This window comes from Streptomyces sp. NPDC088915, from assembly GCF_044749825.1.
In the GTDB taxonomy this organism is placed as follows: domain Bacteria; phylum Actinomycetota; class Actinomycetes; order Streptomycetales; family Streptomycetaceae; genus Streptomyces.
Genome location: NZ_JBIVIR010000016.1, coordinates 201,448 through 214,023, shown reverse-complemented (window position 1 = coordinate 214,023; position 12,576 = coordinate 201,448). Strand labels below are relative to the sequence as shown.

The window sequence follows — 12,576 nt, the reverse complement described above, 5'->3', positions numbered from 1 at the left end:
GCGATGGCCGTTTCCATTTCTGTGGTGCTGCTCCTGCTGATCCTGGCCGTGATCTTCCTGCGGAACGGCGGTCTGAAGCTCTCGCACGCGATCGTCTGCGCCCTGCTCGGCTTCTTCCTCGCCGGCACCAGCATGGCGCCCACCATCCACGAGGGCGTCGCCGCCACGGCCGACGTGGTCTCCGGCCTCAGGCCGTGACCGGCCGGCGCGGGGCGGGTCACTCCATCTCGGGCATCTCGCCCACCGTGGTCCTCATGTCGATCACGGCGAAGGCGGCCCCCTGCGGGTCCAGGATCGCCGCGAACCGGCCGAACGGGCTGTCCATCGGCCCGAAGACCTTCCGCCCGGAGAGCCGCTCCGCCGCCTCCACGGCCTTGTCGCAGTTGTCGACGGCGAAGTAGATCTGGATGTACGAGGGGACCTCCGGCGGGAAGTCCTCGGACGACATCACCATCCGCCCCAGGACCGGATCGCTCCCCAGGTCGAAGACCCGGTAGTCGACGTTCTCGCCCTTCATCCTCTTCGAGCCGTAGCCGAAGACGGAGGTGAAGAAGGCGTCGGACTTCTCCGGCTCCCGGGTGAACACCTCCGCCCAGGCGTACGAGCCGGTCTCGCCCTCCAGCTCGAAGCCCCGGTGCTCCCCCGGCTGCCAGACGCCGAACACGACGCCCGCCGGGTCCCGCGCGAGGCACATCGTCCCGGAGTCCCCGATCCGCATCGGCTCCATCAGGACGGTGCCGCCCGCGGTCCGGATCCGCTCGGCCGTGGCGGCGGCGTCCGGCGAGGAGAAGTAGAGACACCAGGCCGACTGCGGCGGGGTGTCCTGCCCCGGCATCGGCGGGACGACGGCCGCGACCGCCTTCCCGTTCCGGTAGGCCTGGGTGTAGTCGCCGAACTCCGTGGAGGCCTCGGCGAAGGTCCAGCCGAGCACGTCCTCGTAGAACGTCTTGGCGCCCTCGGCGTCGGTGAACATCGCGTCGGTCCAGACCGGCGTGCCTTCGGGTCGTGCGGCCATGGCGGGGACTCTCCTCCGGTCGGTGGGATGCTTCCTCCCAGCCACGCTAGCCAGGGCCGCCGCACCCCGCGCGGCGACGCGGGAACGGCACCGGGCCGCCGGTCCGGACGTCAGCCGGGCAGCCGTCCCATCGCGTACCGGTGGAACGGGCCGTCGGGGATCGGCAGGTCCGGCCGCCACGTCCGCAGCACCTGGGCCGAGGGCAGGAACAGCGCCTCCGGCAGCCGGTCCGGGGCCGTCCACTCCCAGCGCTCGATCTTGTCGGGCTCGGTCACGGCCGGCGTCCCCCGGAAGGCGCCCACCGCCGTGGCCACGGTCATCCGGGTCATGCGGTCGGAGGTGACCGAGTCCAGGAGCAGCCCGAGGACCTCCACGTCGGCCGCGTCCGCGACCAGCGCCGTCTCCTCGGCCAGCTCGCGCACCGCCGCCGCCTCCACGGACTCGCCCGGCTCGACCCTGCCGCCCGGCAGCTCCCACACCCCGGAGCGGTGGAGCCCGAGGAGGACCCGGCCGGAGCCGTCGGTCACGACGACGCCCGCCCCGAGGGAGGCGTGGGCGGTCGGCGGCTGGACGTTGCGCAGGGCTGCGGCGGCGTGCTCGGAGGCGGTCATGGCCCCTCTTCTACCAGCCCCGCCTCATCCGGCGGGTGCCGGGGGGACCACCGCCACCGGGCAGTGGGCCCCGTGCAGCACCGCGTGGGCGACGGAGCCGATGAGCAGCGAGCCCAGGTGGTGCCGGTGGTGGCGCCCCACGACCACCAGGCCCGCGTCCCGCGAACCCTCCACGAGCCGTCCCGCCGCGTCCCCGGGCACCACCACCGGACGCAGCTCCACGTCCGGCCACCGCGCGGCGAAGGGCCGCAGGCGCTCCTCCTGCTCCCGCTCCGCTCCCCGTACGAGCTCCTCGGCGTCGTCCGCCAGGGGCAGTGGCGGCGGCACCTGGAGCGCCGGGGACGGCGCGGCGAGCAGGGCCCCCTGCGGCGGGGGCAGCCGGAACGCGGTCACGGCCTCCAGGGGCACGCCCCGGTGGTGCGCCTCCTCGAAGGCGAAGGCCGGCACCTCGTCCGGGGACTCCTCCGGGTGCAGGCCCATGAGCACCCGGCCCGCCCCCGACCCGTCCCCGGGGGCGGCCGCGCGGGCCTCGTGGGGGACGACGACGAGCGGACAGGGCGCGCTCGCGGCCAGGGCGCGGCTCGTCGAGCCGAGCAGCAGGCTCGCGAGGCCGCCGCGGCCCCGGGAGCCGGTCACCAGGAGACGGGCGCCCCGGGCGGCCGCCGCCAGGGCGTCGGTCACGGACCCGTCGAGGGACTCGTACCGCACGGGGACGCGGGGCCCGCGCCGCTCCATCCCGGCCGCCACGCCGTTCAGCACCGTGTCGGGAAGCTCCGGCGTCCCGCCCAGGGACTCGATACGGGCGGCGCCGAGCTGGAGGCCCTCGGGGCGGACGTGGGCCACGACCAGCGGGGAACCGGAGCCCTCCGCGGTGCTCAGGGCCCATTCCAGGACCCGGAGGCCGTGCTCGGACCCGTCCACGCCGACGACGACCGGCGGCCGGTGCGCGGCGCCGGCGTCCCTCGTGAGGGGGTGATCACTCATGAGGGGATGACTCCCTCACCGGCCCCCGCGCCACACCGCTCCGGCCCGGTCGTGACCGGGCCGGAGGAAGGAAGTGGGGGAGACGGCCAAGCCTCCCGTACCGGTCAGGCCTCCTGCGCGCGGCGCGCCCGCTCCTCGTCGCGCTCCTTGATGCGGGCGGTCTCCTTGCGGACCTCCGCCTGGGTGGCCCGCTCCTTCTGGAGCCACTCGGGGGACTCCTGCTTGAGCGCGTCGATCTGCTCCGTGGTGAGGGGCTCGGTGATGCCGCCGCGCGCGAGACCGGCGATGGACACGCCCAGCTTCGACGCGACCACCGGGCGGGGGTGCGGGCCGTTCTTCCGGAGCTCCTGGAGCCAGGCGGGCGGGTCGGCCTGGAGCTCGTTCAGCTCGGTGCGCGAGACGACACCCTCCTGGAACTCCGCGGGGGTGGCCTCGAGGTACACACCCAGCTTCTTCGCCGCGGTCGCGGGCTTCATCGTCTGGGTGTTCTGGTGCGACGTCATGCGACCAGGGTATCGAGCATGTGGACGGACTCCGACCACGGAGGCTGCCGTAACCTGGCGGGGTGACAGGCTCGGACGCTTCCCCCTCGGCCCCCTCCACGGATCCCTCCGCGGACTCCCCCTCCTTCCGGCTCGCCTACGTGCCGGGCGTGACCCCCTCGAAGTGGGTGCGGATCTGGAACGAGCGCCTGCCCGACGTACCGCTGACCCTCCGTGCCGTGACCCCGGCCGAGGCGTTCGGCGCGCTCCGGGAGGGCGCGGCCGACGCGGGCCTCGTCCGGCTCCCCGTCGACGGGGACGACCTCAGCGCGATCCCGCTCTACACGGAGACGACGGTCGTCGTCGTCCCCAAGGACCACCTGTTCGCGGCGGTCGAGGAGGTGGCGGCGGAGGACCTCGCCGACGAGCTCGTCCTGCACCCCCTCGACGACACCCTCGGCTGGGAGCGCCCGCCGGGCCGCCCGGCGTTCGAGCGCCCCGGGACCACCGCCGACGCGGTCGAACTCGTCGCGGCCGGGGTCGGCCTGCTCGTCGTCCCCCAGTCCCTCGCCCGGCTGCACCACCGCAAGGACCTCACCTACCGGACGCTCACCGGCGTCCCGCAGTCCCGCGTCGCCCTGTCGTGGCCGGCCGCCGACGAGGCCCCCGACCTGGTGGAGGAGTTCATCGGCATCGTGCGCGGCCGGACGGTGAACAGCACCCGGGGCCGCCGCGCCGAGGAGCAGAAGGGCCGGAAGGAGCAGAAGCCCGCCACGACCGGGAAGCCGGCCAAGTCCGGCAGGCCGGGGGCCGGTTCCCGCACCTCCGGGCGGCCCGCGGCCCGCAAGGGCGGCGGCACCTCCGGCCGGGGCGCCGGAGGCTCGGGCTCCGCGCGCGGCGGCCGGAGCGGGGGGAAGCCCCGCCGCAAGTCCTGAACCCCGGCCGGGGCGGGGTGTCCGCACGCCGGACACGTCCCGCCCGCCCCCGGGCCCCTCGGCATACTGACCCCTCCTGATCACCGAGATCGCAGAGATCGCAGAGATCACCCCAGGAGGAGCTTTGGCCGCCAGTTTCAGGACCGTCGTCGAGGTGGGCCCGGACCACCTCGACCAGGCCCGGTCCATCGACCGGGTGTTCCAGGAGGCGATCGCCCCGGCGACCGTCAACTTCGACTTCGAGGCGATACGGGCGGCGGCCGCCGCCGTCCCGGACAGCACCGTGGTGCGGATGGTCAGGGGCTGGGGGCTCCAGGAGCACGCCCCCGTCCTCGTCATGGTCCTCTCCCTCAAGGAGGCCGTCCGGCAGGCGCTCCCGCCCGAGTGCGCGGAGGCCGGCTTCTGGGCCACCGTCGAGCGGGAGCTCGTCGCGGCCTTCACGGGGCTCGCGGCCCAGGAGGGGCAGCCCGGACTCTCCTTCTACGAGGAGTCCGGGGAGCGCACCCGCTTCTACCGGGACCTGTTCTTCGCCCTCCAGGACGAGGAGACCGGGCAGCACATGTACGCCCTGGCCTTCTGCGTGGACGTGACCGTCGAGCTGCCGAAGGCGGAGGCCGTCGCGCTCGACCTGACGGACGTCGTGCCCTTCGCGGTGCGGCTGAACGCGATCGTGATCCGCCAGACCCTGGACCTCGTGGCCTGACGGCCCGTCCGGTCACGCACCGCAGCACACCGCACCGCACCGCCGGCCCGCCGTCCCGGGCCGGACCCCCTGGAGAGGCGCCCCGCCGCTCAGACCGGCCGGCGCCAGCGGCCGCCCCGTGCCGCCGCGACCAGCTCCGGCACCGTCGCCAGCTTGACCCGGGGACGGCCCGCGTCCCGGCCCCGCGCCCGCTCGGTCCGGTCGATGGCCGCGAGGCCGCGCGCGTCCACGAGCCCCTTGCTGCGGCTCCTGGCCAGCCTGCGGAACTCCGCCGACGTGCCCGTCGGCTTCGGCAGCGCCCCCGCGACCGCGTCCGCGAGCAGCGTCCCGACCGTCTCCTCCGCGCACGCCCGGTTGGCCCCGATCCCGCCGGACGGCCCGCGCTTGATCCAGCCGACGACGTAGCCGCCCGCCACGCCCCTGATCCGGCCCGCCTCGTGCGGCACGGTGCCGGTGGCCTCGTCGAACGGAAGGCCCGGCAGCGGCACGCCCCGGTAGCCGATCGCCCGGACGAGCAGCCCCGCCCCGATCTCCGTACCGGACTCCGCCCCGTCCTCGGTCACCCGGACCGCCCGCACCGCGTCGGTCCCGAGCGCCTCGACCGGCGCGGAGTGGAAGCGCAGGACGATCCGGCGCCGGTCCGGCGCGGGCGGCCGGGTCCAGTCCACCGCCTCCCGGGCCGTGTCCCTCAGGAGCGCCGCCTTCTCCCCGGCCGCCGCCGCGTCGATCGCGGCGCCGGTGCGCGGGTCCCGGTCGTCGACGACCAGGTCCACGCCCGGGAGGTGCTTGAGGGCGAGCAGTTCGGAGGCCGTGTACGCGGCGTGCTCGGGGCCCCGGCGGCCGAGCAGCACCACCTCGCGGACCCGGGTGCCGCCCAGGGCGGCGAGGGCGTGGTCGGCGATGTCGGTGCCGGCGAGGGCGGCCGGGTCCATGACGAGGACGCGGGCCACGTCGAGCGCCACGTTGCCGTTGCCCACCACGACGACCCGCTCGGCGGAGAGCGGGACGGCGTCCGCGCCGGTCTCCGGGTGCGCGTTGTACCAGGAGACGACGGAGGTCGCCGAGACGCTGCCCGGCAGGTCCTCGCCGGGGATGCCGAGCCGCCGGTCGGAGGGCGCGCCCACCGCGTAGACGACCGCGTCGTGGTGGGCGGCCAGCTCCTCGGCGGTGACGTCCCCGCCGATCTCCACGCCGAGCCGCATCCGGACGCGGGGGTGGGAGTGGAAGCGGGCGAAGGTCTCCCCGGCGCCCTTGGTCGCCGGGTGGTCGGGCGCCACGCCGTACCGGACGAGTCCGCCGGCCACCGGCAGCCGGTCGATCAGCGTCACCTCGGCGTTGGTGTGCAGGAGCAGGTCCTCGGCGGCGTACATGCCGGCCGGCCCCGTGCCGACGACCGCGACCCGCAGCGGGGCGAAGTCGGACGGGAGCGAGCGCGGGAAGGCGGGCTCGCCCCAGGTGTGGAAGTTGGGCGAGGCCACGGCCGGCCGCTCCTCGCGACCCGCGTAGTACTCCGCGTTGATCGCCTCGTACTCCCGCAGCCGTCCGGTGAGGCGGTCGGCCGGGAAGATCGCGTCGACCGGGCAGGCGTCGGCGCAGGCGCCGCAGTCGATGCAGGCCCTGGGGTCGATGTACAGCATCTCCGTGGTGCCGAAGTCCGGTTCCTCGGGCGTCGGGTGGATGCAGTTGACCGGGCAGACGGCGACGCAGGTCGCGTCGTTGCAGCAGGTCTGGGTGATCGCGTAGGTCATCTCGTCGACTCGGTTCGGGTGCGGGGTACGGGCGGCGGGCGCGGGTGCGGACGCGTGCTCAGATCAGGCTGGCGCGCTTGTAGATGAGCAGCGCGGGCCGGGTGAGCAGGCGGGCCGAGGCGAGGAACTCCATGAGTCCGGCGCAGCTGGAGCGCAGCTGGGACTTGTAGTGCTCGTTGGCCGCGGCCTCACGGCGCGCCCGCTCCGGGTCGAGTCCGGCCTGCTTGTACACGTCGGGGCTGACCATGCTGGTGACGATGTAGTACGAGGCGATGGCGACGACCAGGGCGTGGAAGTGGCGGCGGGCCGTGCTCGCCCGCGCGAGGCGGCGGCGCGTCTCGTCCCGGGCGAACTTCATGTGCCGGGACTCCTCGACGACGTGGATGTTGCTGATGGTGCGGACGAAGGGGGCGACCCGCTCGTCGCGCATCCAGTCGCGCTGCATGACGTCGAGGACCTCCTCGGCGACGAGGATCGCGGCGTACGCGGCCTCGCCGAAGCCCACCGTCTTGAAGGCGCGGCCCAGTTCGAGCACCGCGCGGCGCGGCCGGTAGGCGGGGGCGCCGAGCTTGGCGGAGCCGCGGCCGAACATGATCGAGTGGCGGCACTCGTCCGCGATCTCGGTCAGGGCCCACTGGAACCGGGGGTCGGTGGGGTCCTTCGCGTACATGTCCCGCAGCACCATCTGCTGGAGGATCATCTCGAACCAGATGCCGGTGCTGGCGACCGAGGCGGCCTCCTGCCGGGTCAGCTCCTTGCGCTGCTCCTCGGTCATCTCGTTCCAGTAGGCCGTGCCGTAGAGGCTGTTCCACTCGGGGCTCTGGCCGTGGAAGTCCTTGTCGAGCGGGGTGTCCCAGTCGACCTCGGCGGCGGGGTCGTACGAGAGCTTGGCCGCGGACCGGAGCAGCCGTTCGGCGACGTCCGCGTCCGAGACGTTCCCGTCCTCGGCTCCGTCGTGGCTGTCCGGGCGAACGGTGCTGCTTGCCATGGTGCGGCTCCTTGGGTCGCGATCGACTCGGAGGCTTGTTAGACGCCCCGTCTAGCAAGCTTGTTAGACGGAACGTATAGCAAGGTGCCCGGGTAGGCCTACCCCTCGGTAAGGACTTGTTTCCGAAACCTCTCCGGCGCACGCGCGCGAGTCCCTCTCCGGGCGCATGCGAACGGGGCCGGAGCCGAGGCGGCTCCGGCCCCGTCGAGGGGTCGCGCGGTGTCAGAAGGTCAGGTTCCAGGCGTCGATCTTGCCCGAGTCCTGGCTCGCGTTGTCGTTCACGCGCAGCTTCCAGACCCCGTTCGCCACCTCGGACGAGGCGTTGACGGTGTAGGTCTGGACGATGTCGTCCGCGCTGCCGCCGGTCCGGTTGTGCAGCGTGTAGACGCTGCCGTCCGGGGCCACCAGGTCGACCTTCAGGTCACCGATGTACGTGTGCTTGACGTCCACGCCCACCTTGAGGGTGGCCGGCGCGTTGCCGGTCACGCCGCTGACCGTGATCGGGCTCTCCACCGTGGTGTTGTCGGGGACCGTGACGTCCGTCAGGTTCTCGAAGTACTTCCCGGGCGGCGGGGTCGAGCCGCCGACGGCCTTCAGGGCGTCGACCGAGCCCTCGCCGAAGAAGCCGTTCTTGGTCGCGGTGCCCTTGCAGCGGGTGTCCGACGGGCAGGCCCTGTCGGTCGCCTGGACGCCGAGCTGGTCCCGGATCTGCGCCGGGGTGAAGGACGGGTTCGCGCTCGCGATCAGCGCTGCGACGCCCGTCACGTGCGGGGAGGCCATCGACGTGCCGTTCATGTTGCCGTACTTGCCGCCCGGGAGCGTCGAGTAGACGCCGGAGGAGCCGTCGCCGCCGGGGGCCGCGACGTCGATGACGCCGTTGCCGAAGTTCGAGTACGAGGCCTTGGCGCCGCCGTTGCCCTGCGCGGCGACGGTCACGACGCCCGGCAGTTCGGTCGGGATGTCGATGCAGGCGTTGGTGATGGTGCGGGTGACCGGCGTCGAGTCGTTGGGGCTCTCGGAGTCGGTCGTCTTGTTCGCCAGGTCGTAGTTGGAGTTTCCGGCGGCGGCGACCTGGAGCGAGCCCTTGCCCTCGGCGTACTCCTGCGCCCGGCGGACGCCCTCGATGATGGCGGCCTGGTCCAGGTTGTCCGGGCAGTTGAACTGCCACGGGTCCGTGTAGTAGCTGTTGTTGGTGACCTTGAAGCCGTGGTCACCGGCCCAGACGAAGCCGCAGATCGTGTTCTCCGCGAAGAACAGCGTGCTGTTCGGCTCCGCGATGCGGACCGAGGAGATCTTCACGCCCGGCGCGACGCCGATGACGCCCTTGCCGTTCTTGGCGGCCGCGATCGTGCCCGCGACGTGCGTGCCGTGGGTGTCGACGTCCCGCCAGGCTCCCGCCCGGGTGTCCGCCTTGCCGTAGGCGCAGGAGGCCGAGTCGGCGGCGTTGAAGTTGGGCGCGATGTCCTGGTGCTGGTCGTCGACGCCGGTGTCCAGGACGCCGACCTTCACCGACGCCGAACCGGTGGTGACCGCCCAGGCCTGGTCGGCCTTGATCTGCGTCATGTCCCAGCGGTTGGACTCCGCGAGCGTGGTCGTCGACTGCGACGGGTTGGCCGGGAGCGCCGGGTTGTAGGCGTCGGCCGGGACGTCGGACGTCCGGGTCGCGCCGACCTGCTGGACGCCACCGACCGTGCGCATCGAGGAGGCGAACGTCGTGGACGTCGAGTGCGCCACGATCACGCCGATCGCGTCGTAGGTCGCGAAGACCGAACCGCCCTTGGTCGCCACGGCGCCGGTCACGGCGGCGGTGCCGCCGGGGGCCGTGATCACCAGGTACGCGCGGGTGCCCGCGGCCCAGGCGGCCGGAGCGGCGGCGGGGGCCGCCTTCGCGGTGGTGGCCGTGCTCGCCCCCGCCGAACGGGCCGCGACGGGTGCGGTGTCCGACGTTGCTGCGTGGGCGAGTCCGGCGGGGGTGGCGAGCGCCATGATCGTGCCGAGGGCCGCGACGGATATGGCCGAGGTTCTCGACCGGCCGGCCGTCCGGCCGGATATGAGGGAAAACATTGCGTCCTCCGATGGCCCGGTGGCGCCTGTGGCGCCGGCCGGGCCCTGTGATGTGTGGGGTGGACGCAAGATCCCAGAATCGCTCCCCGGAAGGAAGTGTTCTGTCCGAGAAGCGTGTTCGCGTTACGTACTGTTGACCTATGGCGCCGGAAAGGCCGGATTTCCTGGACGGATGTCCGGTGGGGGAGGGGAACGGAAGACGGCGCGGGCCCTCCGCTCCCGGGGCGCCTCCCGCTCCTTCCAGGTCCGGACCGGCGGCCGCTCGGGCCGCGTGCCCGGGCCTTCCCGGGTTCCCGCGACGAGCGGGCGGCAGGGCACGGCCCGTTCCACGGTGCCGCCGTTCCCGTCCGGTTCCACCCGGTACGGCCGGGCCCCCGGCGTGCGGGTCACCGCGTCCGTCAGCAGCCCGTCCGCGAAGAGGACGCCGACACCGTCCTCCAGCGCCCAGCCCGCCGCGAGCGCACCGGCGGCCACGGCGGCCCGGTAGGAAGGGCGACGGCCGGGTTCACCGTCGTAGTGGGGGCAGACCGATCCGGGCAGCAGCCCGAGCCCGCCGGAACAGGGGCAGGACGGTCGGCTCGCAGGCGCGCGACCGGTACGCGGCGAGGAACTGTTCGACGTACCCGGGCGCGTCGCCGCTGGCCGTCGGGACGAAGCACACCCTGGGACGGGGTGCGCGCGCGTGGCCGAGGACCCAGTTGTCCAGGAGGCCGTCGTCCTCGGTGGAGAAGCCGCCGCCCAGGAGGGCCAGTCGACGTACGGGGGCGGCGGGCACGGGGCCTCCTCGGTTCGGGTGCCGACGGTGTGCCGCACCCTGCCGGGCCACGGGCGACCCCGCAAGCGAATAACCCCGTTCAGGGGCGCGGCCAGGGGCGGCCCTCCAGGCGTTCGATGTCGCGGTTGAAGCGTTCCAGGAAGGCGGCGAAGCGCGAGACGTCCTCGGGGGACCAGTGCTCCATCACGCGTTCCAGGCCCGCGACGTTCGCGGCGCGGTCGGCCTCCAGGCGGCGTTCGCCCTCCTCCGTGATGCGGAACTTGCGGGCGATGCCGCCGTCCGGATCGGGGATGCGCTCCACGACGCCGGCGCGCAGCATCGCGGCGGTCTGCCGGTTGAGGGTGGAGGCGTCGAGGCCGAAGGCCTCGCTGAGCTGCCCGATGGACATCGGTCCGTGCATCCGGATGCGGCTGAGCAGGACGTACGCGCTGCGGTCGAGCTGTCCGCCACCCGCCCGGGAGCGGGGCGCGTACAGGTGCGCGTGCCTGCCGAGCAGCATGGTCTCGAACTCGACCAGACGGGTGGGCTTGTCCACGAGCTTGTCCACGGGTTCGTCCACGGGCTTGTCCATGGGGGCATTCTCTCCTGCGGCGATGCGATGTGCATCGTGCATAGTTTGTGTGTTCAGCAATCCATGTGCATGATGCATATGCATCATCGTGAAGACCTAGGGAGAACACGTGGACGGCTCCAAGCCCGACGCCCGACCCGGAGGCGTCGTCGGCGTCCTCGCGCTCGCGGGCATCGTGGCCGCACTCATGCAGACCCTGGTGGTGCCGCTCATCGGCGACCTCCCCCGGCTGCTCGACACCACCGCGTCCAACGCCTCCTGGGTGATCACCGCCACCCTCCTCGCGGGCGCCGTCGCCACCCCCGTCGCCGGCCGCCTCGGCGACACCCTCGGCAAGCGGCGGGTCCTGCTCGTCTCCGTGGTCCCGCTCGTCGCCGGCTCGGTCGTCTGCGCGCTCGCCCCCTCCGTCGTCCCGATGATCGTCGGACGCGGTCTCCAGGGCCTCGGCATGGGCGTCGTCCCCCTCGGCATCAGCCTGCTCCGCGACATCCTGCCGCCGGAGAGGCTGGGCGGCTCCATCGCCCTCATGAGCGCCTCCATGGGCGTCGGCGGCGCCCTCGGCCTGCCCTTCTCCGCCGCCGTCGCCGAGAACGCCAGCTGGCGCGTCCTCTTCTGGGTCGCCGCCGGCCTCAGCCTCCTCGTCGGCGCCCTGATCTGGCGCCTCGTCCCCGCCGGCCGCCGCGCCGCCGCCCCCGGCCGCTTCGACCTGCCCGGCGCGCTCGGCCTCGGCACCGGCCTCGTCGCCCTGCTGCTCGCCGTCTCCAAGGGCGCGAGCTGGGGCTGGGGCAGCGCCACCACCCTCGGCCTCTTCGCCGTCGCGGTCGTCGTCCTGCTCGCCTGGGGCGCGTGGGAGCTCCGCACCCCCGACCCCCTCGTCGACCTGAGGGTCACCGCCCGCCCCGTCGTCCTCATGACCAACGCCGCCTCGGTCCTGGTCGGCTTCGCCATGTACGCCCAGTCCCTGGTCGTCCCCCAGCTCTTCCAGCTCCCCGAGGCCACCGGCTACGGCCTCGGCCAGTCGATGATGGCCATGGGCCTGTGGATGGCCCCGGCCGGTCTGATGATGATGGTCCTGGCCCCGCTCGGCGCCAAGCTCTCCGCCGCCCGCGGCCCCAAGGTCACGCTCTCCGTCGGCGCCCTCGTCATCTCCGCCGGCTACGGCTCCTCCCTCGCCCTGATGGACTCCACCTGGGGCCTGCTCGCCGTCACCCTCATCTGCAACACGGGCGTCGGACTCGCCTACGGCGCCATGCCGGCGCTCATCATGGGCGCGGTGCCGCAGGAGGAGACCGCCTCGGCCAACAGCTTCAACACCCTCATGCGCTCCATCGGCACCTCCGTCTCCGCCGCCGTCATCGGCGTCGTCCTCGCCCAGATGACCACCACCCTCGGCGGCCACGCGCTGCCCTCCGAGGACGGCTTCCGCGTCGCCATGCTCATCGGCTGCGGCGTCGGTCTCGTGGCCGCGGTCGTCGCCGCCCTCATCCCGGCCCGGTTCGCCGCCGACGCCGTGGAGGCGGAGGGGACCGGGACCGCCGCCGTACGCGCCTCCTCCGAAGCCGAAGCCGAGGCCGAGGCCGAGGCCCCCGCCTGACCCGCCCGGACCGGGCGGCGGCCGTCGCGGGACACGTGGGGACGGACCCCGGGACGACCGCCGCCCACCCGTCCGGCGGCCGCTCGCAGAGGCGCCCGCCGGACGC

Annotated in this window: 12 protein-coding genes and 1 pseudogene; 4 read left to right on the top strand and 9 right to left on the bottom strand. The window is 73.7% G+C overall.

The features are described from left to right. The first annotated feature begins 3 nt into the window (after nt 1-3). Nucleotides 4-198 (top strand): hypothetical protein, encoded by a 195-nt coding sequence (locus tag ACIP5O_RS27600; protein ID WP_356545558.1) that lies wholly within the window; start codon nt 4-6, stop codon nt 196-198. 19 nt (nt 199-217) lie between these two features. On the opposite strand, the gene ACIP5O_RS27595 is transcribed toward ACIP5O_RS27600, so the two are convergent. The 4 genes from ACIP5O_RS27595 to ACIP5O_RS27580 all read right to left on the bottom strand — a co-directional run bounded on the left by ACIP5O_RS27595 (nt 218) and on the right by ACIP5O_RS27580 (nt 3,113). Then, entirely contained in the window at nt 218-1,015 is a 798-nt protein-coding gene (locus ACIP5O_RS27595) for a VOC family protein (RefSeq protein ID WP_401297710.1), read from the bottom strand. Nucleotides 1,016-1,125: 110 nt separating this feature from the next. Continuing rightward, nucleotides 1,126-1,626, bottom strand: coding sequence for an NUDIX hydrolase (locus tag ACIP5O_RS27590; RefSeq protein WP_401297707.1), 501 nt, complete (start codon nt 1,624-1,626; stop codon nt 1,126-1,128). A 24-nt stretch (nt 1,627-1,650) separates the two neighbouring features. After that, nucleotides 1,651-2,610, bottom strand: coding sequence for a universal stress protein (locus ACIP5O_RS27585; protein WP_401297704.1), 960 nt, complete (start codon nt 2,608-2,610; stop codon nt 1,651-1,653). A 104-nt stretch (nt 2,611-2,714) separates the two neighbouring features. Then, the gene (locus ACIP5O_RS27580; RefSeq protein WP_401297701.1) at nt 2,715-3,113 is read right to left on the bottom strand and encodes a DUF5997 family protein; all 399 of its coding nucleotides are present in this window, start codon (nt 3,111-3,113) and stop codon (nt 2,715-2,717) included. A 62-nt stretch (nt 3,114-3,175) separates the two neighbouring features. Here ACIP5O_RS27580 and ACIP5O_RS27575 point away from each other — a divergent pair, with 62 nt between their 5' ends. Both ACIP5O_RS27575 and ACIP5O_RS27570 read left to right on the top strand, forming a co-directional pair. After that, complete coding sequence (locus ACIP5O_RS27575) at nt 3,176-4,027, top strand: LysR family substrate-binding domain-containing protein (RefSeq protein ID WP_401297698.1); 852 nt, start codon at nt 3,176-3,178, stop codon at nt 4,025-4,027. Between the two features lie 124 nt (nt 4,028-4,151). Continuing rightward, nucleotides 4,152-4,730 (top strand): Type-2Aa cytolytic delta-endotoxin, encoded by a 579-nt coding sequence (locus tag ACIP5O_RS27570; RefSeq protein ID WP_401297695.1) that lies wholly within the window; start codon nt 4,152-4,154, stop codon nt 4,728-4,730. A gap of 89 nt (nt 4,731-4,819) precedes the next feature. On the opposite strand, the gene ACIP5O_RS27565 is transcribed toward ACIP5O_RS27570, so the two are convergent. The 5 genes and pseudogenes from ACIP5O_RS27565 to ACIP5O_RS27545 form a co-directional block, all read right to left on the bottom strand. Continuing rightward, complete coding sequence (locus ACIP5O_RS27565) at nt 4,820-6,478, bottom strand: FAD-dependent oxidoreductase (protein ID WP_401297693.1); 1,659 nt, start codon at nt 6,476-6,478, stop codon at nt 4,820-4,822. Between the two features lie 58 nt (nt 6,479-6,536). Continuing rightward, nucleotides 6,537-7,466, bottom strand: a complete 930-nt coding sequence (locus ACIP5O_RS27560; protein WP_401297691.1) for a diiron oxygenase — start codon at nt 7,464-7,466, stop codon at nt 6,537-6,539. Nucleotides 7,467-7,688: 222 nt separating this feature from the next. Continuing rightward, a complete protein-coding gene (locus ACIP5O_RS27555) occupies nt 7,689-9,530 on the bottom strand; it encodes a S8 family peptidase (protein ID WP_401297688.1) in 1,842 nt (613 codons plus the stop codon). A gap of 294 nt (nt 9,531-9,824) precedes the next feature. Further along, nucleotides 9,825-10,305: pseudogene (locus tag ACIP5O_RS27550) on the bottom strand (Type 1 glutamine amidotransferase-like domain-containing protein); the annotation flags it as partial. A 79-nt stretch (nt 10,306-10,384) separates the two neighbouring features. After that, nucleotides 10,385-10,876, bottom strand: coding sequence for a MarR family transcriptional regulator (locus ACIP5O_RS27545; RefSeq protein WP_356545540.1), 492 nt, complete (start codon nt 10,874-10,876; stop codon nt 10,385-10,387). 109 nt (nt 10,877-10,985) lie between these two features. On the opposite strand from ACIP5O_RS27545, the gene ACIP5O_RS27540 reads away from it, so the two are divergent. Further along, nucleotides 10,986-12,470: an MFS transporter gene (locus ACIP5O_RS27540; RefSeq protein WP_401297684.1), complete on the top strand. Its 1,485-nt coding sequence runs from the start codon at nt 10,986-10,988 to the stop codon at nt 12,468-12,470. The last annotated feature ends 106 nt before the right edge of the window (nt 12,471-12,576 follow it).

Excerpts from the sequence above, each read along its gene's own strand:
- ACIP5O_RS27600 (WP_356545558.1), top strand. The coding sequence starts at position 4 with ATGGCCGTTTCCATTTCTGTGGTGCTGCTCCTGCTGATCCTGGCCGTG.
- ACIP5O_RS27595 (WP_401297710.1), bottom strand. The coding sequence starts at position 1,015 with ATGGCCGCACGACCCGAAGGCACGCCGGTCTGGACCGACGCGATGTTC.
- ACIP5O_RS27590 (WP_401297707.1), bottom strand. The coding sequence starts at position 1,626 with ATGACCGCCTCCGAGCACGCCGCCGCAGCCCTGCGCAACGTCCAGCCG.
- ACIP5O_RS27585 (WP_401297704.1), bottom strand. The coding sequence starts at position 2,610 with ATGAGTGATCACCCCCTCACGAGGGACGCCGGCGCCGCGCACCGGCCG.
- ACIP5O_RS27580 (WP_401297701.1), bottom strand. The coding sequence starts at position 3,113 with ATGACGTCGCACCAGAACACCCAGACGATGAAGCCCGCGACCGCGGCG.
- ACIP5O_RS27565 (WP_401297693.1), bottom strand. The coding sequence starts at position 6,478 with ATGACCTACGCGATCACCCAGACCTGCTGCAACGACGCGACCTGCGTC.
- ACIP5O_RS27560 (WP_401297691.1), bottom strand. The coding sequence starts at position 7,466 with ATGGCAAGCAGCACCGTTCGCCCGGACAGCCACGACGGAGCCGAGGAC.
- ACIP5O_RS27555 (WP_401297688.1), bottom strand. The coding sequence starts at position 9,530 with ATGTTTTCCCTCATATCCGGCCGGACGGCCGGCCGGTCGAGAACCTCG.
- ACIP5O_RS27545 (WP_356545540.1), bottom strand. The coding sequence starts at position 10,876 with ATGGACAAGCCCGTGGACGAACCCGTGGACAAGCTCGTGGACAAGCCC.